General features: G+C 55.5%; 24 protein-coding genes and 1 pseudogene. 6 read left to right on the top strand and 19 right to left on the bottom strand.

Features of this window, described 5'->3' with window-relative positions; all coding sequences use genetic code 11:
* Positions 1-345, top strand: a pseudogene (locus GEU01_RS24365) (IS5-like element IS1031A family transposase); the annotation flags it as partial.
* Here GEU01_RS24365 and GEU01_RS26830 read toward each other — a convergent pair.
* Complete coding sequence (locus GEU01_RS26830) at positions 274-849, bottom strand: helix-turn-helix domain-containing protein (protein ID WP_019086357.1); 576 nt, start codon at positions 847-849, stop codon at positions 274-276. The pseudogene GEU01_RS24365 and the gene GEU01_RS26830 sit on opposite strands and share 72 nt — an antisense overlap.
* Before the next feature lie 133 nt (positions 850-982).
* Between GEU01_RS26830 and GEU01_RS12465 the strand changes: the two genes are divergently transcribed.
* The 3 genes from GEU01_RS12465 to GEU01_RS12455 all read left to right on the top strand — a co-directional run bounded on the left by GEU01_RS12465 (position 983) and on the right by GEU01_RS12455 (position 4,494).
* Complete coding sequence (locus GEU01_RS12465; RefSeq protein ID WP_026018713.1) at positions 983-2,353, top strand: UbiD family decarboxylase; 1,371 nt, start codon at positions 983-985, stop codon at positions 2,351-2,353.
* Complete coding sequence (locus GEU01_RS12460; RefSeq protein ID WP_019086355.1) at positions 2,353-2,940, top strand: UbiX family flavin prenyltransferase; 588 nt, start codon at positions 2,353-2,355, stop codon at positions 2,938-2,940. Before GEU01_RS12465 ends, GEU01_RS12460 begins: the two co-directional genes overlap by 1 nt.
* A 66-nt stretch (positions 2,941-3,006) precedes the next feature.
* The gene (locus tag GEU01_RS12455; protein WP_026018712.1) at positions 3,007-4,494 is read left to right on the top strand and encodes an HAL/PAL/TAL family ammonia-lyase; all 1,488 of its coding nucleotides are present in this window, start codon (positions 3,007-3,009) and stop codon (positions 4,492-4,494) included.
* A gap of 118 nt (positions 4,495-4,612) precedes the next feature.
* On the opposite strand, the gene GEU01_RS12450 is transcribed toward GEU01_RS12455, so the two are convergent.
* From GEU01_RS12450 to GEU01_RS12410, 8 genes are all read right to left on the bottom strand, one after another.
* Positions 4,613-5,599 carry a LysR family transcriptional regulator gene (locus GEU01_RS12450; protein ID WP_019086353.1) on the bottom strand — a complete coding sequence of 329 codons (987 nt, stop codon included), beginning with the start codon at positions 5,597-5,599 and terminating at the stop codon, positions 4,613-4,615.
* A 35-nt stretch (positions 5,600-5,634) separates the two neighbouring features.
* Positions 5,635-7,377: an aromatic amino acid ammonia-lyase gene (locus GEU01_RS12445; protein WP_019086352.1), complete on the bottom strand. Its 1,743-nt coding sequence runs from the start codon at positions 7,375-7,377 to the stop codon at positions 5,635-5,637.
* On the bottom strand, positions 7,377-9,509 hold the full coding sequence (locus GEU01_RS22720; RefSeq protein WP_265000633.1) for a TonB-dependent receptor: 2,133 nt from the start codon (positions 9,507-9,509) through the stop codon (positions 7,377-7,379). Before GEU01_RS22720 ends, GEU01_RS12445 begins: the two co-directional genes overlap by 1 nt.
* A gap of 615 nt (positions 9,510-10,124) precedes the next feature.
* Positions 10,125-11,186, bottom strand: a complete 1,062-nt coding sequence (locus GEU01_RS12435; RefSeq protein ID WP_019086350.1) for a hypothetical protein — start codon at positions 11,184-11,186, stop codon at positions 10,125-10,127.
* A gap of 221 nt (positions 11,187-11,407) precedes the next feature.
* Positions 11,408-12,616: an MFS transporter gene (locus GEU01_RS12430; RefSeq protein ID WP_019086349.1), complete on the bottom strand. Its 1,209-nt coding sequence runs from the start codon at positions 12,614-12,616 to the stop codon at positions 11,408-11,410.
* A gap of 520 nt (positions 12,617-13,136) precedes the next feature.
* Positions 13,137-14,036, bottom strand: a complete 900-nt coding sequence (gene folD / locus GEU01_RS12420) for a bifunctional methylenetetrahydrofolate dehydrogenase/methenyltetrahydrofolate cyclohydrolase FolD (protein ID WP_019086347.1) — start codon at positions 14,034-14,036, stop codon at positions 13,137-13,139.
* A 180-nt stretch (positions 14,037-14,216) separates the two neighbouring features.
* Positions 14,217-14,447: a formyltransferase family protein gene (locus tag GEU01_RS26825; RefSeq protein ID WP_026018711.1), complete on the bottom strand. Its 231-nt coding sequence runs from the start codon at positions 14,445-14,447 to the stop codon at positions 14,217-14,219.
* 434 nt (positions 14,448-14,881) lie between these two features.
* Entirely contained in the window at positions 14,882-15,772 is an 891-nt protein-coding gene (locus tag GEU01_RS12410) for a pirin family protein (RefSeq protein WP_019086346.1), read from the bottom strand.
* A gap of 45 nt (positions 15,773-15,817) precedes the next feature.
* On the opposite strand from GEU01_RS12410, the gene GEU01_RS25745 reads away from it, so the two are divergent.
* Positions 15,818-16,123 carry a hypothetical protein gene (locus GEU01_RS25745; protein ID WP_157212843.1) on the top strand — a complete coding sequence of 102 codons (306 nt, stop codon included), beginning with the start codon at positions 15,818-15,820 and terminating at the stop codon, positions 16,121-16,123.
* Between the two features lie 173 nt (positions 16,124-16,296).
* Here GEU01_RS25745 and GEU01_RS12405 read toward each other — a convergent pair whose 3' ends face one another.
* Complete coding sequence (locus GEU01_RS12405; protein ID WP_019086345.1) at positions 16,297-17,118, bottom strand: sulfotransferase family 2 domain-containing protein; 822 nt, start codon at positions 17,116-17,118, stop codon at positions 16,297-16,299.
* A 115-nt stretch (positions 17,119-17,233) separates the two neighbouring features.
* Positions 17,234-17,428 (bottom strand): IS5 family transposase, encoded by a 195-nt coding sequence (locus GEU01_RS26820; RefSeq protein ID WP_019086344.1) that lies wholly within the window; start codon positions 17,426-17,428, stop codon positions 17,234-17,236.
* A 909-nt stretch (positions 17,429-18,337) separates the two neighbouring features.
* Here GEU01_RS26820 and GEU01_RS12395 point away from each other — a divergent pair.
* A complete protein-coding gene (locus GEU01_RS12395) occupies positions 18,338-19,393 on the top strand; it encodes an AAA family ATPase (RefSeq protein ID WP_019086343.1) in 1,056 nt (351 codons plus the stop codon).
* A gap of 207 nt (positions 19,394-19,600) precedes the next feature.
* On the opposite strand, the gene GEU01_RS12385 is transcribed toward GEU01_RS12395, so the two are convergent.
* The 8 genes from GEU01_RS12385 to GEU01_RS12345 all read right to left on the bottom strand — a co-directional run.
* Complete coding sequence (locus GEU01_RS12385) at positions 19,601-20,605, bottom strand: threonine aldolase family protein (protein ID WP_456303519.1); 1,005 nt, start codon at positions 20,603-20,605, stop codon at positions 19,601-19,603.
* 126 nt (positions 20,606-20,731) lie between these two features.
* Entirely contained in the window at positions 20,732-20,887 is a 156-nt protein-coding gene (locus GEU01_RS25740) for a hypothetical protein (protein ID WP_019086341.1), read from the bottom strand.
* A 197-nt stretch (positions 20,888-21,084) separates the two neighbouring features.
* Positions 21,085-21,534 carry a hypothetical protein gene (locus tag GEU01_RS22710; RefSeq protein ID WP_019086339.1) on the bottom strand — a complete coding sequence of 150 codons (450 nt, stop codon included), beginning with the start codon at positions 21,532-21,534 and terminating at the stop codon, positions 21,085-21,087.
* A 137-nt stretch (positions 21,535-21,671) separates the two neighbouring features.
* A complete protein-coding gene (locus GEU01_RS22705) occupies positions 21,672-21,878 on the bottom strand; it encodes a hypothetical protein (protein WP_232272515.1) in 207 nt (68 codons plus the stop codon).
* A gap of 131 nt (positions 21,879-22,009) precedes the next feature.
* On the bottom strand, positions 22,010-22,228 hold the full coding sequence (locus GEU01_RS12360; RefSeq protein ID WP_019086337.1) for a hypothetical protein: 219 nt from the start codon (positions 22,226-22,228) through the stop codon (positions 22,010-22,012).
* Between the two features lie 27 nt (positions 22,229-22,255).
* Positions 22,256-22,960 (bottom strand): ribose-5-phosphate isomerase RpiA, encoded by a 705-nt coding sequence (gene rpiA, locus GEU01_RS12355; RefSeq protein ID WP_026018709.1) that lies wholly within the window; start codon positions 22,958-22,960, stop codon positions 22,256-22,258.
* A gap of 77 nt (positions 22,961-23,037) precedes the next feature.
* On the bottom strand, positions 23,038-23,787 hold the full coding sequence (pgl, locus tag GEU01_RS12350) for a 6-phosphogluconolactonase (RefSeq protein WP_019086336.1): 750 nt from the start codon (positions 23,785-23,787) through the stop codon (positions 23,038-23,040).
* A partial coding sequence (locus tag GEU01_RS12345; RefSeq protein ID WP_019086335.1) for a Cof-type HAD-IIB family hydrolase occupies positions 23,780-24,562 on the bottom strand: 783 nt, incomplete at its 5' end. The genes GEU01_RS12345 and pgl, both read right to left, overlap by 8 nt.

Genomic DNA, 24,562 nt, shown 5'->3' with positions numbered 1-24,562 from the left:
ATCCAGGATCGTGATGGGGCCGTTGATGTCCTGGCGGCAATACGCAGGCGCTTTCCCTGGCTGCGCCACATCTTCGCTGATGGCGGCTATGCTGGCGAGAAATTGCGATCCGCGCTCGCCTCCATGGGAAAATGGACGGTCGAAATCATCAGGCGGTCCGATACGGTGAAAGGCTTTCAGATCCTGCCGCGCCGCTGGGTGGTTGAACGGACATTCGCCTGGCTGGGACGGTGCAGGCGGCTCGCCAAAGATTGGGAACAATCCATTGCGTCCTCAACCGCATGGACATTGATCGCCTCGATCCGCATGCTCACACGACGGACAGCAAGGCATTGTCAAGCTTGAAAAACTTTCGGATCGGGCTCTAAGCGTGCAGCCATTCCTGGATCGGGACAGAAGATGTCGTCCCAGTTGCTGTTCCGCTTGCGAAATCTGTCGTGACAGGTTGGATTGGGGAATATCCAGACGATTTGCGGCATGGTGGATGCTGCCGGCCTCCGCCACGGTAACGAAACGTTCAATGAAGGTCAGCGATAGCGGAAAGCGTGCGGCACGATGCAGTACGGATACGGTATCATTGCCATCTTCCGGCAGTCCGTCACCATGCATGGCGACAATGCCCGACAATATTGTGATAAAGTCAGGTAATATCGTGCGCAGTTTCTCCGCCGCCGGGGTCAGATACAGCGTTGACGCCGCCGTATATACAAGGCGCGTCGCCAGGCGGCTTTCAAAACGTTCCAGCGCGTCCGCCACGCTCGATACGGGCCTGTCGAGTGCGGCGGCAGCCTCCCGCACGGAATGAAACCAGATGACAGCCAAAGCCTGGGCAAGTGTGGTAAAGCGCATCTTGGCCCCTCCCTGATGGCAGCATGATATCATCTGTCCGGATTTTGATATAAATATTACGCAACGCCATTCCGTATCATGACCGTAAGTGCCCCGGTTGATGGGAATTCGGGGCCTGCGGAGAAATGGCGATATGTCCACCCCTTTGGCACAGAGCTTCCGTGCCGATCTTTCCCGCCTGGAACAGATGGGCGCCCTGCACCGCATCAGGAAAGCTACGGACCCACGTTACGAAATCAGTGGCCTGCTGTGGCTGCGGCGTACGGGACCGGCACAACTGTTCGAACATGTCCGTGGCTGCGCCATGCCCGTTGCGGGCAATGTGCTGAACTCCCGCCAGCGGATCGCCACGCTGCTGGGTGTGACGGAGGCATCGCTGCCAGGTCACCTGAAAGACATCCTGTCCCGTTCCCTTCCCCCTGTTGTGGTGGAGGATGGGCCCGTACAGGAAATGGTCCATGACGACAGACCTGACCTGGCGGCCCTGCTGCCTGTCCCAACATGGTTCGAGCATGAAACCGGGCCTTATATTACTGCAGGCGTCATCATCGCCAGGGATCCCGAAACAGGCCGACGGAACGTTTCCATCGCGCGGATCAGACTGGATGGCGGCGCGCGGATCATGGTCGGGATCGCCAGAAACCACCACCTGAACATTCTGGCGGAAAAGGCCGCGGCCATGAACACGACCCTGCCCATAGCGGTCAGCATCGGAAACTGTGCGTCGGTCCTGATCGGATCCCAGCTATATCTGGGACTGGGTGATGACGAATTCGACAGTGTAGGCGCCCTGCTTGGCGAAACGCTACGTCTGGTCAGGTGCCGCACGGTGCCCCTGGAGGTGCCGGCAGAAGCCGAGATCGTGCTGGAAGGGCATATCGATGCCCGCGATCAGGTTGAAGAAAAGACCGTTTCGGAATTTCACGGGTTCTATGCCCATTACGGTTTCGGGACAGGCGGGGAAATCCGGTGTGTCACAACCCGTCACTCACCCATATATCAGGCGATACTGCCCGGCTTTGCGCCCGAACACTGCCTGATCGGGGCTGTCGCCATCGAAGCCGTCTGCCTGCGGCTGCTGCAGGGCCTCATCCCCTGCGTGCGCCGCGTTGTCGTGACGGAAGGGGGAATGGGCAGGCTGCATGCCATTATCGTCATGCACCGGCCACGACCGGGTGAGGCGAAGCGCGCGATCATACTCGCCATGGGTCAGGTCAACCTGCTCAAGCATGTCATTGCTGTCGATGATGATATTGATCCGGAAAATCCCATGGAGGTCGAATGGTCGATCGCAGCCCGGTTCCGGGGAGATCAGGACCTGCTGGTCCTGCCCGGCATGAAGGCGGACCGGGCCGACCCCGTGCATGAAAACCTGACCATTACCAAGGTAGGGATCGTGGCGTGTCGCAGGCCGGGTGACGGCGAACGGGGCGGCAATTCCGAACGGGTCCGCATTCCCGCCGATGTCCTTGCCACCTTGCAGGAAAAACTGGAACATTACTGATGACCGACACAACGCCCGTACCGGCCCGCAAACATATCATTGTTGGCGTGACCGGGGCCTCCGGTTTCGGCTACAGCGCCACCGTGCTGGAAATCCTGCATGATCTGGGTATTGAAACCCATCTGGTCATTTCCCGTTCCGCCATGCTGGCCATGGGGCATGAAACCAGCCTGACGGTGCATGACCTGAAGGCGCTTGCGGACCATACCTATGACAACCGTGATATTGCCGCCCCCGTGGCCAGCGGTTCCTTTCGCACGGCCGGCATGATCGTGGTCCCCTGTTCGGCCAAGACGCTGGCTGAAATCGCAACCGGTCTGGGCGGAAACCTGATTTCACGGGCAGCGGATGTCGTGCTGAAGGAACGGCGGCGACTGGTTGTCATGTTCCGGGAAACGCCGCTTCATCTCGGTCACTGCCGCAATATGGTCCAGTTGACTGAAATGGGCGGGATTGTCATGCCCCCGGTGCCTGCGTTCTATCCCCGTCCCCAGAGCATTTCAGACATTATCTATCATACCTCAGCGCGCATAATCGATCTTTTTGACCTGCCCGTGGACCTTCCCGGTCGATGGAAGGAACACTGACCCCGCCCCGGACAGTGTCATCCCGATCCCTACCCATAGTACCCATCAATTACGGATATCATTCCAATGAAAGCACATGACATTTGCATGGGGGCCGCAGCACCTTCCATCACCGATATCGCCGATATAGCCCGTCGTGGCGCAAAGCTGTCCCTGAGCGCCGAAGGGATGCGCAGGATCCGTGCCGGGCGCGCGGTCGTTGAACGTTATGTGGCGGAAAACCGGGTCGTTTACGGATTGAATACCGGGCTGGGCGCCAGTGTCGATACGGCGCTGGCTGATGCGGACATGATCGCCTTCCAGAAACGCGTACCCCACAGTCACAGCGTCGGGGTCGGGCCGGTCCTCCCGCGTGAGGAAGTCCGCGCCATGATGGCCGTCCGCGTAAGCGGCATGGCGGCAGGCGGCACCGGTGCATCCGAAGGGATCGTGACAGGCATTGTTGCCGCGCTCAATGCGGGCGTGCATCCCGTCATTCCGGCGTGGGGATCCATCGGGGCCGCGGATCTGGCGCCTCTTGCCCATATGAGCATGGGCCTGATGGGCCTGGGCCTGGCTGAATATGGGGGAAGCATAATGCCCGCGGCCGAGGCGCTGGCGCGTGCGGGACTGGAACCGCTTGATATCCGCATAAAGGATGGTCACGCGCTGATTGCGACGAACAGCCTTTCGACCGGGGCCGCGTGTCTGTGTCTGGAAGATGCTGATCGCGCCCTGTCATGGTCATTACGGGCCATAGCACTCAATTTTGAAGGTTTTCGTGCCAATCTTGCCACCCTGGACGAGGAAGGGCTTGCGGCACGCCCCGCCATGGGCCAGCAGCGTGCCGGTGCATGCCTGCGCGATCTGCTGGTCGGCAGCGGGTTGTGGGCACCCGGGGCGGCGCGACGCCTGCAGGATCCGCTCAGTTACCGTTGCGTTCCCCAGGTATGGGGAGGATTCATGCACGCACTGGACGAAGCCCGTCAGGCAACCGAAATCGAACTGGGCAGTTCGGCTGATAATCCTGTTGTTCTGGCCGATACCGGCAGGATCGTGACGACAGGCAATTTTGATATGACAGCCTTTGTCCTGTCGTGGGAGCGGCTGGGACAGGCGATCGCGCATTGCGCCACCGGCACGGCGCATCGTTGCATGAAAATCATGTCTCCCGCCGTATCCGACCTGCCGCGCTTCCTTGCTGCAAGAGGGCAGAACCGGGGCGGTTATGCGGAACTCCAGAAAACCATATCCGCGATGGAGGCTGAAATCCGGCACCTGGCGCTGCCCGTTTCACTCAGCCCCATCCCCGTATCCGACGGGATTGAAGACCAGTCCTCCATGGCGCCGCGTGTCATTTCGAAAACGCAGGATATCGTCAGGAGATTTCATTATATGATTGCCATGGAACTGCTTCTGTCGGCTGAAGCGGTGGAACTGCGTGGCGTGACGGATACGCTTGGCGAGAGGATCCTGTCCGTCCAGAAGGCCATACGTGACCGTGTGCCCGCCCTTGATGAGGATAGGGAACTGGGCAGTTCCGTCATGGCGCTGGTCGACATGATCCTGTCATAGGAGATGGTAGGGCAGCGCCTGCGTGTCGCCACGGCGGCAGGACTGCTCCACATCGACACGGAGAGGCCCGCCGAATATCCCGCCCGGCCCACGGACGCCGCCAGATGCGTCGGGGATGTCAGCCGTGATCCGGCACCCTTGTTGCGGGCACCTTCAGGAACTTTGCGTCATCGGGGCAGAAATGCCTGAGGCGCTGCAGCACGCTGTCGCGCAGATGCTGGCGAAGTGTCTGGACCAGATCAAACGGAAGCCTTCCCAGTTCACCTTTGCGGACAATAAGTGTCAGTTGCCGCCGTGCAGGTGGTCCAGGCAGGGCCATGCAACGGAAGTGCGGCACTGCTTCCCCGCATTCAAGCATGCATAGTGGTGTCGTGATGGCCATGCCGCCATCCATGCAGGCTGACGTGACCCCGAACGGAGAGTCGAATTCCAGACTGTAGCGTAACTCCAGACGCAGGCGGCGCAGGTAACGTTCAATATCCTGCCCGATCCGCGAACGGGCCGAAAAGCGGATGAATGGCATATATTGATTGATTTCCTGCAACGCCTTCGGCCCGTCGGGGTACGGTTTGGTTGCGGGGTATAGCAGGACATACGGCTCTTCCAGCAGGACCCAGCATTCCAGGCCATTCATGTCCTCCAGATCCCCTGCCCCCACGATCAGGTCCATCTGCCTGCCGAGCAGTGCGGCGTAATGAGATTCCGTAGGGCCTGAAAGAATGACGGAACGTTCCGCGCGTTCGCGCAGGAAACGTGTTAACGGGGGCAGCAGCGCCCGGGACAGGCTGTCAATAATTCCAACGCGCAGCAGGTTGGGCCGCCCGCGCTGGAGTTCCTGCAGCCTGATGCTGGCCCGCCGTGCCTCCGTTGTCAGGATAAGGGCATGTTCGCGCAGCAGGGCACCGCTTGCCGTCAGGCCGATCGGACGCATCGACCGGTCGAACAGGACTACGCCCAGCCGATGCTCCAGATCACTGATAACCTGCGAGATGGCCGATTGCGTGATACCCAGCCGACGCGCGGCCCCCGCCATCGTGGTGTGTTCACAGACCTGCAGGAAAACCTTCAGCGCATGCAGGTCAAACGGAAGATCGGAACTGATCATGAAACGGATCTAGCACGGATATGGCCGACCGGTATTCAAGGGGCCTGTTCCATGACAGGAGGGGTGTCAGGCATAAGGACCGCCGGATCGTATGTGGTCAGGAACGCCATGCGCGCGGATGGTCCCCGGGGCAGGAGATCGCAGGCCTTGTGTGACGTTGGCCCGAATGTCCTCCTGGCGTCCTGAATACCCCGCAGCACCATCCAGCTGCATCCCTGATTCATATCCATTGCAAGCAGGTGCATCGTATCGGTGACGGTTTGTTGTAGCCGCACTGTCTTCAGGTAGGTCTGGGCCTGTAGATCCTCCACCGTGGCGATGATCGCATTCCCTTCAGGCGGGACCGGGTTCAGTTGTCCCTGCACGTCCTGAAAGACATCCGCGGCGGCATAGCCAATACGGGAACCGAAATATTCCCTGTACTGTGCATCATTCAGAACGTTGCGGGGACTGACAATCGTGAAGAACGGATTTTCAAACCGGTATATCCGCTGGGTGATCGCGACATCCATGTTGCCCAGCGCGATTGTAAAGGCTTCCACCTGATTGGCCAGCGGATAGGGATCCCAGTTGGCGTTCGACAGGATATAGCCATGCAGGTGCCGGTCCGCGTCACTGCCATGAACGTAATACTGCATCATCTGCGGCGTGGACAGTTCCCACGAATCATCGGGCGAAACCCCGACGCGTATGGCCGGGTTATGATCGGAACTGTTCAGTTCGATCTGCACGGTATGCTGCAGTTCGGACCATGACTGCCACGCGGCCCCCTGCCTGATGGATGAAGCGCGCAGGCTTTCGGGGTCCTGTATGACACGGTGCGGGTCCGCATCGAACAGGTAACTTCCCCGCAGCAATTGCATGATCCGCTTCGCATCCCAGTTCAGCCAGTGATAGGGATGGCCGGCCTGTACCGGCGCGCTAAGCGGGGTCACGCTGCTGTTCATGCCCTGCAGGTCGATTGCCAGCGTCAGGTCGGCCCAGTCCAGCGCGCGTCGGCCTTCCTCGACAGCAAAGGCCGCGCGGGCAACGGCATAGGCATCCGAACTGATCAGTGCGGCATCATCCGCGCCAAAGGGTTTGAGGGGTGTCAGGCCGGCCTTGTGCAGCGCGTCGGCTGCACTCATGCGCACGCCGTTGTAATAGGCGTCCCCCACGCCAACCATGGTCGCGGCAATCCCGCACAGGATCCGCAGGTCCCCTTCCCCCAACGATCCACGCAGCGGGAGCACCGGCGTGATACGATGGTTCAGCAGGTCCTGCAGCATCCGGGTCAAGGCGGGACTGGCGGCCTCGTAAGTCATTGTGTTCGCGCGGATGGCCATCACGGCACGGACAAGGGCCTCATCCTGCACTTCGGGCTCACCTGGTACGGGGGCTTCTTCCTGGAAGCGTTGCAACTGGATTTTTTCCAGCAGCCTGTGATTGTTTGCCTCCAGCGGGTCGCCTTTGAATATCCAGTTTTCCCGCTTGTCGCCGGCGCCACGATTGAACCAGTAAACCGCCATTCCTTCACGTGCGGCCTCCAGCAGAAGGTCAAAGGCGTCATGCGAGCGCTGGGCCGCTTCGGGGGACAGGCTGACCTTCGCCCCGTCACGCGCTATATGCATCAGGTCAGACAGTGTCATGTCATGGCCCGTCAGGACAACGGACTCCGCGCCGGAAACAGGGCTGATCGGTTCCCACGCCCGGGCGGCCATCGTCAGTTCCAGTTGCAACGCAAACGCGCTGGTGGCCAGAACTGCTGCGCGGGTGGCAGATTTCAGGAAGCCACCCATCAGAAATGTGCCGCCAGGGTGCCGAAGAACTGCCTTGGCGCGCCAGGCATGAAGGACTGGTAATCGCCCTGCACGGGATTTCCTTCCTCACCGACCACGGCAATCCAGTGCTGGTCCAGCAGGTTGTAGACGTTAAGCTGCAGGTTCAGGTTCTTCAGGATACCAAAGCTGCCGAAATCGTAGCGCACGCCCAGGTTCGTAATGAAGTAATGCGGTGCTGAAACCGTGTTCATGTAATCGACATAGCGGTGGCCGACATAGTTTTCATCAATATCGAATGTCAGGCCCTTGTAACGGTAGGTCAGCTGGCTCTTCCACATCAGCATCGGCATGTTGGGGGCCTGCTTGCCCCGTACACGGACCTCGCCGGACGCAGTGTTGTAGTTGTTGTCATATGTTTCACGGTTCCAGCTGAAGCTGTTGTATAGTGAAATGTGATGCGGGAAATGGACCGTTCCACTCAGTTCCAGTCCGTTCATGGTCACACTGCCGACATTCTGGACAGTGGAAACGGAGTTGATGATCGTGCCCTCGGCCAGCGCGATCAGGCGGTTGGCAAAATTGCCCCGATAGCCCGTAATCAGTCCGTCAAACCATTTGCGGTGCATGCGGTAACCGGCTTCGTAGACCCAGGCTGTCTGCGGCCGGAGGTTTCGTTCCTGGGCGGCGAATGCGCTTGCGTCGGTGGTGCCAAAAGCCGATCCCTGATTCCATCCGCTGAAATCGTAGCCACTCATATTTTTTGAAATATCAAAAAAGAATTCGTCATTGCGCGTTATTTTCCAGTTGCCGCTAATCTGCGGCAGTGCTGGCGCTTCGGCGGTCAGGCCGCCATCGGGCAGGGAACTCTGCCCGGTGAATGCCGGATTATTCAGGATGACATGGCTGTGCGTGGTATCGATCAGGGTCTTGAAGCCGGCATTGATCTGCAGGTTTGGCAGAATATGATATGTGTCGGCCATGTAGAACTGGAATGTATTGGTATTGAATGCATAATCCCATTCATTCATGAACGCCGACCTTGGATTGCGCCATGTATAGGGGCTAAGTGGCGCCCCCTGCCCCAGTACGGGTTCTTCCCACAGGGCGCGATCCTGCTCGTAATCGTTATTTTCATACCATATGCCGGCATGAAATTCATTGCGCTTCGTTTTCCATGTAATATGGCTGTTAAAACCGAAGCGGCGCCCGTATTCATTGCGACCCTGCATGGCCAGGGGCGCACCGTTAGGCGATGATTCGTAAGGCGTGACCCATGTGCTGAAACCGTTATCGGCAATCGCATATCCTGTCGTGCGCCATTCCAGCCCATGGCCAAGGCGGGTATTGATGGTTGTCGAGCCGACAAAATCACGCCGCAGACCAGATCCCGCATAATAGGCGGCATCCATTGGATCATTGGTTTTGGCGACCTGCGAACTGAACTGGCCCTGTGCCGCATGATACGCGGCGGCATAGTTGGGATAGTAGTTATCCCAGTTTGAACCAAGAACATTGATATAGTTCATCGACAGATCCTGGTAATCGATCTCCTTGCGTGAACTCCAGTCGAAGAAGGTTGTCCAGGTTGTGTTCTCACCAAAGGGCTGGACCAGTTTGGCATTGATCTGATCGTATTCGTTCCGTCCCGACCCTTTCCATTTATCAAGGGTCGAATGTGCGTATGCAATATAGAATCGTGTCCCCGACCTGTTCAATGCACCGCTGTCATAACGTGCAAAAGTACGGAATGTGGAATTGCTTCCGAAGGTCTGCTGAAGGGTTCCCCCCTGCTTCATTTCGGGATCACCGGAATAGAACTGGATCGTACCACCAAGGTTGCTGGAGGACGGGACTTCCACCGACCCCGCCCCCTGGGATACTGTCGTCCTTCTGATATTTTCGGATATGATCGCGCGGTTTATATTCAGGCCGCGTTCACTGTCATATTCCATCGGACCCAGTGGAATATCATCCAGAGTAAAACCGAGCTGATCCTGATCGAAACCGCGCACGGTCATGCGCGTCGACCATTCGTAGGCGCCAAACGGATCTGCGGACATGAAATTCACGCTTGGCAGACGTTGCAGCATCTTCATTGCACTGGTGCCCGGTGCGGCCCGCGATAGTTCCGCAGACGAGATTGTTACCATCTGCCGGGTCGAGCCCCCCCCGAACACCCGAATTTCCTCGGATCGGGAGGGTGCCAGATCCCGCTGGGCCCGCGTGCGATGATGCGTGACGGCACTATTACTTGTTGTTGTATTTTCTGTTGTATCTGTTGTGCGGCCAGTCTGATGAATTGCCGTGGACGAAGTCTGTGACTGCGCCTGCCCCGAACGGTGATAGAGTAAAAAAGGCAGGGTCGCGAGAACAATAGATGACCTATAGGTGATAAGCCTCATGGAACTTCCCCATATTTTTCGGACCACTTCGGTAAAACTGGTAAATATATACAGTATAAGAATTTATTATTGTTTTATCGTAACGAACATTTATGACGGTTTTTATTCAGCATGAACGCAGTCCGCATTGCAAGAAATTTTAATATCCATAGGAAAATAGTTTTCCTCGTGTTGAATTTTGGCAATGACATACGTCCACGCGGAAATAGATTTCCATGAATGGAGAAATATAAAATTTATTAAAAAATAAGGGGTTGCGACATTATGTGTCGTAACCCCTTATCATACGTTCTATAATTCCAGAGAAATTCATATCATGAAATAATAACCCAATAATTCCTGGGTAGAAAAATCATGCCCGGTTCATGATATATGCCGCGCATCTACCAGGTCGCGATTAACCTGCGATTCCTCATGCGAAACCGGTCCGCGCCGCAACAGGTCATTCAGATCATTCAGATCATTGGTGACATGTTCCATGGCATGTAATACTTCCTGCGCAGTCGCATTAAGCGGCAGTTCATCCATCAATTCCTGAAGGCGGCGCTTGGCGACCCAGGCACGATGCCGTGCCCATTCCGCTGGGGCGCAGGCTTGTTCTATATAATTGACGTCATTGATCGACCCTTCGGTCGGCCTGATCCAGTCAAACCAGTTCGGATCGGGCACCTTGACGTTGGTTGAAACATAACTTTGCACCAGGCTGGCCCGTTCACCAAGTTCCTCCAGACGTGATGCGCGGTGGAAGACGGCGCTTCCCTGCATATAACAGGCATAACCTGGCCCGGCGAAATCTGGCGTGATGATCCGATCTTCGGGAATGCCTGCGCCTGAACGCATCAGCTTCCATCCCTCTTCGCGGGTTCCATCGAAAATCTGGAACCGCCCGCCCCTGATCTTGTTAGGATCGTGGACCATTAGTACCCAGTCAAATGCCGTTGCGTCATGATGCCATGTATCGACTTCCTTCCGTAATTCCTTTGGCTGGAAGTTCATATGCCCTTGCTGGTGCGTTATCGTATGTGGCACCAGTTGCGTATGGAACATTTCTGAAAAGAATTCTGTAATTTCGGGTGAAAGACACAGATCCCGGACAAAGCGGGAGCGGTGTGTCGTGCCCCGCAGTGTCGCCGGCACGCGTGCACCATGTGTGTTATGACGGATGAACGGGTGCAGCTTGCGCGTAATGTCCGCCATGACTGCAATGCCTTCGTCAGACAGCAGCCGCGCGGCACTGGTCGCCGCGACAGGCGATGCGAAACGCGATATGACTTTTTCGTCATAGCCCAGATCCGAGAGCATCCAGATCCTGTCCGGGCGTTCAAGCTGTAGGTGAATGGCCGGATCGAATTCGGGTTCGTCCTCGATGACGAATTCATAACCTTCCGGCAGTGATGCAGGGTAAATATTATCTTCTGGCAGCATGTTGGCAGATTCCCTTGCTACTTCGGCATGGTTGCTGGATTATAAATCAGAATGCGTTCATTACACCTGTTTGTTTATTTTATATTGTATTCTTTGCGGCCTGGACATCATCAGTCGTTGCAGGATAGCGGGGCAAGCCCTGACCGGATTCCGTGGCGCCTGAACTTTTTTCTTACGTAATGACCCTATCAGTTATTTCGAATAGGTCTCTATTAATTTTTCTAATTGAGTGTCGGAGCGATCTGGTCCCGTGCCACGGCATGATTGTGAAATGCGCGACTTACCAAGGGCATACAGACCGGCAATGTCATGATGCATGATATGAACCCTGCAATGCCAAGCATGGAATAGGAACTGACATCAACCAGAAAGCCCCCCATCAACGCACCGACGGCATAGGCGATACGGTCACAGCTTCCCCCCATGGCCCCCACCTTGCCAGTAGGATCCAGCCCCGCCGCCGCCCCCAGCAGGTAGGCATAGGCGATCATGACGAAAATCCAGTAAGAAATGATGCCAAAGCAATATATGACCGTATTCCACGCCAGTCCGGTCAGCAAAAAGGATAGCGCCGTTCCTATTATGCCAAACAGAAGTGGAAGTCTCCGATTGATATGGCCGGCAATTACGGCCCCAAAGACATTGGACAGGAAACCTGCGATAATACCGGCGGACGACAGTAGGACGATCACGCTTTCCTTGACATGAATCGACTGCCCTATGCCATCGACAAAAGACCAGACAATACCTGATCCGATGGAATATCCTGCCCACATTATCAATATGGGTATGGTGCCGACTACATATCCAGGCCATTCTATCTTTAATGGTTTCTTTTTCTGGATATCGTTGTTCTTATGTCCCAGGAAAGACAGGAATGGCATAAGGACAGCGACAACCAGAATAATGCTCATGAACGGACCACGCTGACCGAGCCATGCAGTGGTCCATGGTATTGTCATTACAGTTGATACGGTCACCACCGCGCCTCCGCCGCAGCTTATGGAATAGATTCGATCGGGATTCCTGATGGCCGATACCCGGGAGATGAAAGCCGAGAAGATAACGCCAAACCCGCATCCACTCAGTATGGAACAGCCCCACAGGTAAGGCACCGAGGACGGCCCCAGATAGATCATTATTTGCGCGGCAATAACGATTAATGCCCCCCCGAATGCCAGACGGCCATGGATGGGCGCTCCCAGAAAAGGCACAACCATAAGCATGGCGAGAGACAAGGAAGAGATTTCAAAAAAACCGAACATTCCTGCGGCCGAGGCAGATATATGGAATCCTTCGATCAGGGAATTGGTCTGGAACGGCATCATGGTTGATCCCAGATGCGAAATACCTGATCCAATACTGGCGCTTACCGCCAGACGTATATTATCGCGCGTACTGGATGACGAAATATTGAAATTGTCTACCATTTCTGCTTTTCCCTGTTGGTGCGGTTTCATTACCTTACGAGAAAGCGTAAACCTCCTGGTTCCCCACGACTGATCCCCGCATGTGAAGGGAGACGGCGATCACGGCGCAGGTCGTGGCCCCAAGGGCAGTCGGCACGGCAATACGCAACAATATGTTATTATACCGGAACAGATAATTTGTAGACGCACCAAAATCGTTCTGGATAATAGGCATCGCGTGTCCAGATACCCGGATTGCTGCAGGAACGACGGGGAATATTTATATGGATGCCGCTCCGGATATTCAATAATAGTTACATTAACGATTCGTTTTTTATTCTTGCCGATGGTTGCCTGCCGCCCTTTCTCACCATGATGCAGCCATCATGTCCCCTCATAAACAGATGACTCTTGCGCATGGGATCAAACCTGAGGGTTCCAAAGGGAAGAATGCTGTCAGTCATCAGTATGATGCCCCAGATGTTATAACGACGTAACAGTCGATTCATTATAAATAAAAGGATATGCTCTTTTTCCGAAATTATGCCTGCCCATTTCCCGTTTCAATACCTTTTTGTGCGGCCTGAAGTGTATTGTGTAGCAGGCAGGCGATTGTCATCGGCCCTACCCCGCCCGGCACGGGCGTAATGGCGCCTGCGACTTCCGCCACTTCATTAAACGCTACATCGCCCACAATATGGGAGCCGGTCTGGTCATGTACGCGGTTGATGCCGACATCAATGACGGTAGCACCCGGTTTGATCCATGATCGCCTGACAAGGCCCGGATGTCCCGCAGCAACAATGACGATATCCGCACGGCGCGTTTCTGCCGCCACGTCATGTGTCGCGAGATGTGTAATAACAACCGTACAGTTCTCCCTCAGCAGCAGTTGGGCCATGGGTCGGCCAACGATATTGGAACACCCGATCACGACCGCATGCAGGCCAGACAGGTTTTTCCGCTCGGCCCTGAGTAGCATGAGGCAGCCCAGCGGCGTACAGGGGATGAAGCCATCATCACGCCCAACGGACAGTTTTCCGATATTGGTAACATGGAATCCGTCTACATCCTTATGGGGATCGATCTGGTCCAGGACTTTTGAAACATCAATATGGCGCGGCAGGGGAAGCTGAACCAGTATGCCGTGAACCTGTTCATCGGCGTTGAGCCTGGCGATAAGATCCAGCAGTTCCGCCTGTGGTGTGGTGGCCCGCAACCTGTGAACAAATGACCGCATTCCGACTGACATCGTCTGGCGGGCCTTGCTGCGCACATAGATATCGCTTGCGGGGTCATCACCAACCAAGATGACCGCAAGGCCGGGCACGCAATCGTGGCTTGTCTGCAATCGCGCAACATCGGCTGCGATCTGCTGTCTCAGGCCTGCGGCGAAAGCCTTGCCATCTATCAGGTGGGCCGAGATGTTTTGCATATGCATTTCGTCTATTCCGCGATCACGTCAATCAAAAGGTCAGGATGTAAAAACGATTGTCTTGTTACCGTTCACGATGGTGCACTGTTCAATGTGGTACCGCGCCGCGCTTTGGCTGGACATGCTGTTCAATATCCCTTGCTATTCGGATCTGTTCGTTTGGCGTATCTGCCTGAGCAATATGTTTCATGTCTTGTTCGATAATGATGAGGGGCCTTCATCAAGATCACTGGTCACGTCATGAACCGTGCTGTCATTCAGTTTTGTCCCCTGCTCGAATGCTTGGTGATGGGGCCGCCTTTCCTTGAAACCAGGCAGAAAGGCATGACGGATACTGACGCATCGTCCTGACAGTTTATTGGCTGGCATCTGCATGTAACAGGCCGATACGACTGGTTCGGCGCTGCTCTGGGCCATAACTTCACAAATGCGCGCTTTCTACTGACTTCATCCGGCATATCGCCATGCCACATAAGCTGCCAGACCACCTGCTTTCGTAGTGTTGACTTCAGAACAGAGAAGATGGAATATCCATCCCGTCACATCATCAATAAATCAATTTGTTATCGAAACGATAAATAAAGACTTTCGCATCAAGGTAACGATAAATCTCACTTATAGTATAGCAGTATTCCGTTTCGCGGGCTTCCTTGCTCTCCTTCTACCATGCCTGTTTTCTTGCAACCTGTGATCGTGCATAACGGAATTCATGGAGGAAATCTGTTACGACACCACGGCATCAGCCTTAGCACTACAGTGGCGTTTTATGGTGTGAGCGGGCGCCACTATCTGCGTTATCGCCTGGACCATACCGTCCACACGTTGGTCAGCACACAGACCGGAAATGGGCGTTATGACATCGGTGGCGGTGACGTATCGGTTGAAGGAAGCGGAATAAATTCGTCGTGGTCCGCCTCAGGCAATTTCATCCGCCCGGCCTGCCTGTCCTCGGCAGCTCCCGTCAGTCGCTTCCTTGAGGAACTGACGAAATTCCAGAACAGGAACCGCTCACCGATCGGTTCGCCGCCCAGCACCATGGCTGTCGTCGGTTCCACGGCCTGAAAGGACGATGCATCGGACGTCAGCACGAGCATCTGTCCCGCCTCGTACCGCTCCCCGCCGATCTCGACTGCTCCCGTGGCAATGTAAAAGGCACGCTCCGCGTAACCGGAAGGAATTTCCGCCCTTGCACCCGCCTCGAGTTCGAGATGGGCATAAAAAAGTGGGGAATGCGTTCGCGCTGCTGCCGTCAGACCATAGGCTTCCCCTGCGATCAGTTGCCCCCGTACGCCCTCCCCATCCCATTGCGGTAGGTCATCCCCTTCATGATGCGAGAAGGACGGCATCGTTTCCTCGGCCCCGTCAGGAAGCGCGACCCAGGCCTGAATTCCATGTAGGTGATCCCCAACCGCCCTTGCCTTCGCGAAGCGTTCACTATGTGTGATCCCGCTGCCTGCCGTCATCCAGTTGACTTCCTGCGGCCTTATCGCCTGTTCGGACCCCAGGCTGTCGCGGTGCATGACTTCACCTGAAAACAGATAGGTAACGGTCGACAGGCCGATATGCGGATGAGGCCGCACATCAACGCTACGGTCGACCCCGGCGGCCAGATCCAGTGGCCCCATATGATCAAAAAAGATAAAGGGCCCGATCATCCGTCGCCGCGCGAAGGGCAGGACACGACCCACTTCCAGTCCCCCGCCCAGACTGCGGCGGCGCTGTTTGATCAGCATATCAATCATGGGGTTCCCTTTATTTCATAGCCGGCGTGTGGAAACATCCTTCTGATGCTTTCCTTGGCAATGCAGGATTTGCTTGGCCGCTGTCAGCAGGATATTATTGGCCTCAACACACTTTGTTTCCAGCGTCGCGCACGCAGAATAAGGTTTGAATACAGCGTATTGGTATTCGTGTCAGCCCAGTTGATATGTGAAAACTCAACACAACCAATCGTATCGACCGGCATGTACAAGGTTTCTGTGTTTCTGGAAGGTTCGGTCCTGATATTTTCTACAAAATACGGTTTTCCTGGCGAAGGCGTTCATTCTCGCGGGCCAATTCCCCTGTTGTTCGGATGCCTGTCCGGTCGTTAGCCAGAATGAACCGCCAGGACAGGTGAAGGCAATGATGAACAACTGGAATGCGGTTGAAGGTTCAGGCCACGATTCTGTCCAAGCGGTCGCGGGAGTTTCCTGATAATATGCTGGTACATTCTCGGTATGGCCTGCGCGCTGCGTTTATTTCAAATAAGATAAAAGGTTTCAAACTACAGGCCATGCCAGCTGTCTTTTTCATACCCAAATAGATCAAAATCCTTTTTATATATTTCGTATATGGTATTTGCTACGTCCTCTGTGAGATATTTTTTGTTTCTTCGTACTTTATTGTCGCAGATATCAGATTCCATACTTATTTCTATACCGAATAATTCTTTCCACACGATGGGGATCTTTTGATTAAAATCTTCAAGTTTAATTATTTCACTAATGTTTATAATGTCGGCAAGGTTTAATGCGTGTTGGCTGATCCAGTGTTTGTCTCTGTGCTCTTCTGGCGTATATTTTACAAATTCTACGAAGTCGGCTATACTTATCTCCAAAAGTGATTCGACTATTTTTTTGTTTCCAAAATTTTCGCGTAGCTTTTTAAATAATATTTCTCGTTTTATCCATTTGAAAAAATCCGTTTCCTGCTTCGGAGTGTTTGCTATCTTATCCACATAAGCCGAGACAAATCTATCATAAGGGTTTCGACAGAATGTAATGATTTTTACATTTTTTCTATTTAAAACCTCGCGCCCGTTGATAACCAAGGCTTCGAATGATATGGCATGTATCAGATTTCTTTCTGTCCAATTATCCATATAATATTCGGGGTTTATAGATGAAATATCGCCCCAGAATGTTTGTATCAGCAGATGCTTGAGCGTTGTGCATCCAACTTTTTCCAGAAACAGAAAAAATACATCCTCCCGAGGTGTTTTTAAAAAATGTTCATCCAAAGATAGATTTCCACCAGGCCTGGCCTGTATCTCCATCATGAGAGATGGGACGTCTTTTTTATTTAAAAACGAGAAAATTGAATTCATGGATATATTTCTCATTTTAAGGTCGATATTGTGTGTAAATTATATTTTAAATTTTAAAGGAAATATGCAAAAAAAATAGAACATCACGAAATGTTTTGTCAGGGCCTGTTGGGAATTATCGTGAATTGATAATTGCGGCTACGAGATAGATCATGGCTGCAAATGATCCATCCGTCTTGTCGCTTCGCATGGCGATGCGCTTGAACTCCTTGAAATTGCAGGAAAAGTTCTCGATGAGATGGCGCACTTTGAACAGCATTCCATCGAACTGGCGTCTGTCGAGGCGGTTCCCGCACTGCGGGATGATCACACAGGCCCCTTGCGCGGTATGATGTCCACGATCCAGTGGGCGTCGAACGCCCTATCGGCAAGAATTCTCCTGAAATCCGCTTACTCAAGAAGATGAGCAACCCCAACCGTGTCGTAATGCTGTCCGGGGATGAGCGTAAAGCGGACCAGATTGCCCAAGGCGTCGGTCATGGCGATAATCCTTGGTTGACCATTCCGTCACACTGCATCCGATCATCTGTTCTTCGGTCCGGCTTTCGCCTCCTGTCCGTGCTATCCATAATACCGCCCTCGATGAAAAGACGTTTATCCTTCTCGCCGCGTCCCCAATCCGTTTTCTTGTCAGGACACAGGGGGAGCCATCTTCGCCCGTCAATACAAAGCGATCCATGCAGGTTGTGAATCACATCAAGGCTCCTTAGAAAACTTAATTCCTAATGGACCCTAATAACCCAATCACGAAAGATACTTTGCGACATAAGATTGCAGCCACGTCACGATCTTCGGACTGTACTGCGTCTGGCGGCAGGAAAGATGGGAGCGAAGCGGCACATGGCGATCGATACCCCTCCCTATCTGACATAATCACTTCCAGACTGACACAAATCCAATAGCGGCTGGGGGGCTTTGCATATGACAGCGTCAACCACGGGTCCGTTGGGCCGCAAACCAGGTTTTCCCCTGTCCGGTCAGTTGATCCATGTGTTGCGTAGTCTTCCCGGTTCGATCCGGCATGACAGGGACATTGTCCCATTGTTCCCAGCGCTGATTAACTTTATTTAATTTTATTTTTTAATTCGGGCGCGTATAAAGGAAGCTGGCCTTCTTATTTTGCGCGCTTCCTTTTGGAGGCGCCAGTGCGACGGTGCAACGCCGTTCAGGGATTGTGGAAGGGGCCGTAATCTCTCATCATGCACTTCGGGAGGCATCTGTGGCAGACAACAGCCATAATCCGGACGATATTCTCAGCGCGTTCATTGACAGCAACAGCGATGCTGCCGTTTCTTCATTTTTCGATATCGAGACGTGCGTGACCCCGCCAGGCGCGGATGATGTCTGTATCGACACGCATTGCACACCCGTCGCCCCACTGGCGTCACGCACCGGTTTTGCCGATAATGAACGGCTGTCGGAACGCTACTGCTATCTGCTTGATCCGCTTCCGGGCTGGCCTGTCATCGAACGGCCGGAAGTCATCTATGAAACCCTGATCGCGGAATTCCCCAATTTTGGGGAAGCCATCGACTACATATGCTCGTTTGCATGCATCAGCCGTCATGGCAAGGTGCCTTTCACCTTTCCGCCGCTGCTACTGGATGGGCCGCCGGGTATCGGCAAGACGCGTTTTGCCATGCGGGTTGCCCATCTGTGCAACGCAGGGTTCGACATGCTGAACTGCAGCGGTATGAGCGGGACCATGGCCCTGCTGGGGTCGGAGCAGGGGTATTCCGAAGCCCGCGCGGGATTTTATGCGAATACGTTCAAGAAGACCGAGTTGATCAATAACATCATCCTGCTTGACGAAGTGGAAAAGATGGGGATCGACAGCCGTGGTGGCGATCCGTATGCAGCGCTCCTGCCGCTGCTGGAACGCGAAACCGCATCCGTGCACATGGATAACTGCCTGCAGGAAAGCATAAACCTGGGGTATCTGTCCTATATCATGACATCCAACAATACCCACGCCATTCCGGAACCAATGATGACGCGCGTGCGGATGTTGACCATAGCCGCCCCCGACAGTTCGCAACTCGACAGGATCGTGCCGGGGGTCATCAAGGACGTGACAAAGCGCTATAATCTGGGCAACCTTGAATTCGTCCCGGACATGGATGAGATCAGGCGGGTGTACAGGCAGAACCACAACCTGCGCGAACTGCAGGCCGTGATCGAATACCAGATCCGCGCATCGCTGTGGCAACCACGCAGTGAGCGGATTCCCTATACGCGTTCGGTAGAAAAATCCGCCATGGGCTTCGGACGCTAGGTATCTGTCCCGGGGTTTGATGGTGCGTTATTTTTACACGATTGAAAGAAAGCGTACGGGACAGATACGTCATGGCGGCGCCGCGATCATACATGTCATGTAAGCCGCGATACAGCGATCGAAAGCATCGTTCGCGGCGCTGAGCCAGAAGTCTGGGATCAGTCCGAAGATGATGGCGAAGTGGAGGATGCGTCAGGCTGTTGAGGATCAGGGAACTGGTNGGTCCTCAACAGCCACGTTCAACGGTTCTGTTCCAGACAATAGCCGGATATCTGCTGCCAGCCTGTCTACCTGTGCGGGGTCTGCGTCCCAGGCAAATACAAAACGGGCCCCTCCGCCAATAAAAGTATAAAAACGCCAGCCGCGCATCCTTAATCGATCCAGAATGCGTTCTTCCGATTTTATGAAAACGCTATTCGTCTGAACAGGAAACATCAATGTAATATTGGAAAGGCCCGTCAACTGCTCCGCCAACCGTTTGGCGCAGGCATTGGCATGGTGCGCAGTACGCAACCATGCACCACTTTCCAGCATACCAACCCACGGGGCCGACAAAAAACGCATCTTGGAAGCCAGTTGCCCTGCCTGCTTGCATCGATAATCGAAACCGTCCGCCAGGCTGCGCTCAAAGAATAGTATGGCTTCACTTACTGCCATGCCGTTCTTGGTTCCACCAAAACACAGCACATCAACCCCTGCCCGCCAGGTCATGTCTGCCGGAGAACAGCCCAGGGCCGCGCATGCATTGGCAAAACGTGACCCATCCATATGCAGATACAGGCCAAGTTCATGGCATGCTGCCGCAATCTGGCGTATTTCGGTCAAGGAATACAGTTCTCCCGTCTCGGTCGGCTGCGTAATGGTAACCGCCCGGGGCTTGGGGTAATGAATGTCATGCCGGCATGTCGAAAGCGTGCGCACGTCATGCGCGGTCAGTTTGGCGCTGTCCGTCCGGGCCACGAGAAGCTTGGAACCGTTGGAAAAAAACTCCGGCGCCCCGCATTCATCCGTTTCAACATGCGCATAAGAAGAACAGATCACACTATTATAGGACTGGCAGAGGGCAGCCAGTGCAAGCGAGTTCGCCGCCGTGCCATTGAACACGAAAAATACCTCGCACGCCTTTTCAAACAGCGTGCGAAAAGCATCGGCTGCACGACTGGTCCATTCATCTTCCCCATAGGGAACAAGAGAACCTTTATTGGCCTGCATCATGGCCTGCCACGCTTCGGGGCACATGCCTGCATAATTATCACTGGCGAATTGCTGGCGATCATTCATCGTATCTGTTCTTTACCGTATTATGTGAGGGACAATAGCCTGGACCGTCATGGAGAATTAAGTGAGCTGCGTGCCGGATTGCGTTCCATGTTTCTTACCGGGCATGACCCATCGGTTTACGGTGCACGCCACCAGTACGAGATAAATGACCAGCAGAACGTTGGGCAGAAGAAAAACCGGCGTCAACCCCTCCATCATCAGGATACCGGCCATGACAGGAGCCGCCATGCTAGCCTGAGGGGGAATACAGGCCAGCAGCGACCAGAAAAGACATGTCCAGGCCAAACAATATGGCCATCGTAAAAGTCGTCGCCTGAATTGAGAAAATTATCCTGCGCATCCATCATGCCGGTCCGCCGCGTTACCGCGATCATGGTAGCGGTGGCGGAAAGAAATCGGACAGAAAAAAATTATGGAAAAAACACGGTCGTATCAAAAGCAATGAAATAGGCTGTGGGAATATGGGGCAAGGCCACCACCCGCGCGGGCGGAACAGTCATGAAATGGCCGGGCGCCGTCTGGATAAACAGGCCCGCAACCGTGACCGCCATAATGGACAGGAGCATTGCGCCCCGCACGCGTGTCGCCACCAGTGCAGCGATCAGGAGAAGCGAAAGAAAGATCACCACAACGACGGGGGAGCGCAGGTTGCCAAAAGCGATATCGCCGTCAATATCCGTGACGACAAGCCGCCCGCTGCGAAGGCCGAGATCGGCGATAAACAGGCCGACACCCACCTGCAGCCCGATATGTGTGGATGCAGGAAAGCCCCGCACAATATGCTGGCGCACATTGCTGAGCGACAGACAGGCAAACAGAATACCACCCACCGGCGTCGTTACGGCAAGATCCGCTATCATCCTGGTACGACCGTAGCTTTTTGCTCGCCCTGCCTGTAAATGGTGCGGATATGCACCAACAGGATATCATCCTGCAGCAGCGGCATCTCACCTGTTGGGGGTAGAGCCTTAACCTGCTGCAAATGTAAACCGCCGGCTTACCAGTCTTCAACCGTCTCCCTGTCTTTTTCGTCAGGTGCAAAGGGATCGAGTGGATCATCCGTGCCCGGATCAACCGGTTCGTCATCATTGTCCCAGTCCGGGACATCCGGTCGGGGATCATCCAGCGGACTGTCATCCGGGTCAGGCCCGGGATCTGAAATGGGCGTGGGCGGTGGTGCCGTGGGTGGTAGTTCAGACGGCACGGGGATATCCGGATTATCTGTGACCTGCATCCTGAACATGGCGTTCTTCCCCCGATAGGTTCACGTGCAACGGAAATAGCGGTCGGCCGGTTGCATTCATGTCCCTGCCTGCCAGCACGTTTTTCTATCGGCTAAAAGCCGGGCATGGCGATGGTGCCGTAGACCTGTCGGCTACGGGGAAACCTGTGTTCGAATGCTGCGCATTCCCGTGCACGTTCCGCAAGGCCGCCCCGTGCTGCTGGCCTGACAGGCCGATACTGGTGCCAGCGACCATCTCCCGCGGGTGATCCGCCGCCATTCACCAGCACGACCTTGAGGACCGATGTGCCAAGATCAATCCTGACAACCATGATTGTTTCATGTCACCATGCGCGCGGTCACGCGGCCATGAGATGTTTCAGGCCGTCCCGGCCCGCCACGATGACTTCGGACGTGCGGCCAATGAACAGCCCGCTTTCGATCACGCCCACGATGGAGCGGATCCTGCCTGCCAATGCCACGGAATCCGCGATTTCCCCGAAATTGCAGTCCAGGATCAGGTTGCCGCCATCGGTATTGAAGGGCGCGCCATGCGGGTCCAGCCGCAGGGTGGGACGTGCGCCCAGATCCTGCAGCCGGGTGGCCGTCAGTTCCCAGCCGAACGTCGTGACCTCCACCGGCACGGGCATGTGGTGGCCCAGCCGTGGCACCAGCTTGCTTTCATCCACCACCACGACGAAGCGACGGGAGGCGGCAGCCACGATCTTTTCCCGGAACAGCGCCCCGCCCCGCCCCTTGATCAGGTTGAGCGTGCCCATCTCCACTTCATCCGCGCCATCAATATCAAGGTCGATCAGCGGATGGTTGGCGAATGTCACCAGTTTTATACCATGCGCGCGCGCCTGCTCGGCCGAGCGTTCGGACGTGGGAATGGCGGAAAAACGCAGGCCTTCCGCCCATCGGCGACCCAGTTCGTCAATCATGTAGGCCGACGTGGTGCCCGAACCCAGGCCGACGACCATGCCTTCCCTGACCATGGATGCGGCTTCGATCGCGGCATGGCGTTTCTGTTCCTCGCGCGGGTCACTTATCTGGCTTGTCATGTCCGGGTTCCTGCTATCCTTCTGGCTGGCTGTATCCATCCCGCGCCCTGCTGGCGGCGCGGCGGCCTTTACCGCGTTCATTGTCCCGCAGCCGCCTTGTCCATAAGCCAGATGAGTTCGCCCTCGGTCGTGATGTGGCTGGCGGGTTCCGCCGGGTCGCCGGCGCGCACCCTGCCAAAGGCCTCGCGCTTGGCTGGCCCGGCCAGCATGAACACCACATGGCGGCTGGAATGGATGGCGGGATAGGTCAGCGTCAGGCGTGTATGCGGCGCGTCATCGGGCACGCAGGTCGAAACCAACAGCTTTTTCTCCCGAAGCACCGGCTGGCGCGGGAACAGCGACGCGGTATGCCCGTTATCGCCCAGGCCCAGCATCACCACGTCAAACAGCGGGCGGCCGGGTTCCAGCACCGTGCCGCCGTATACCTTTTCCAGTTCCGTCTGGTATTGCGCCGCCGCCTGCGCCGGGTCGCCCGACGTCGGCATGGGGTGCACGTTGGCGGGCGGCACCGGCACATGGGCCAGCATTTCGCTCTCGACCATGTTGTAATTGCTGGCCGGGTCGCTGTCGGGCACGAAGCGTTCATCGCCAAAGAAGAACTGCGTGTTCGCCCACGGGAAACGGTCGCGGTATTCATCCGACGCCAGAATCTGGTACAGCCGCTTTGGCGTGGACCCGCCCGAAAGCGCGATCACGAACGGGCCGCCCTTTTTCGCCAGCGCCTGTTCCGTCAGCCATTTCGCCATGTACTGCGCAATGGCTTCGGCATCGGGCAGGACCACCATCGCGCCCGTTTTCACGTCATGTCCACCTGTCATGTCACGCATCTCCCAGCACGAATTTCTCGATCCCGTTGGCGAACCCTTCCTCCTCGCACGATGTCGAGACATGGGTCGCCTGCTTCTGCACCTCGGGGCTGGCCTGCCCCATGGCGATGGACATGCCGCTCTTGCGGAACATCAGCACATCATTGGGCTGGTCGCCCAGTGTCACCATCTGGCTGGCGGGAATGCCCAGCAGGCGTTCGAGCGCCATCACCACGCCGCCCTTGTTGGCGTCCCTGTTGGTCACGTCCACATAGTACGGCTGTGACAGGGCGGCGGACGCCGTATCGCCCAGCGCCTGCTGCAGGTCGTGCTCGAGGCGCTTCATCAGGGCCAGATCATCGCTGACGCCGGTGATCTTGACCACCTGGTCCAGCTTTGCTTCCACATTGCCCACCACGGGCGGAAACTTGACCGTCCACTGTTCGCGCGCGACATGCGGGGCATCAAGTTTCGAGACGATCCAGTCATTGCCGTTATAGACCCACGGATCGGCCCCGTGGTCGCGGATGATGCCGATCACCCTGCGCGCCGTATCGGCTGGCAGCGTGCGGGCCTCGATCACGGTGAAATCGGGCCTGACCATCATCCCGCCGTTGAAACCCGCGATCGGTTCGGAAATCTTCAGCGGGTCAATGACCATCTTCATGCCCTTGGGCGGGCGGCCGCTGGTGATGGTGAACAGGATACCGCGTTCACGCAGGCGTTCGACAGCCCGGATCGCGCGGGGTGTCAGGATCTTGTCCTTCGTGACCAGGGTGCCATCCACATCGGCCAG

Source organism: Komagataeibacter europaeus LMG 18890 (assembly GCF_000285295.1).
GTDB lineage: Bacteria > Pseudomonadota > Alphaproteobacteria > Acetobacterales > Acetobacteraceae > Komagataeibacter > Komagataeibacter europaeus.
The sequence above is the reverse complement of the archived record's forward strand: the minus strand, read 5'-3'. Positions and strand labels throughout refer to the sequence as shown.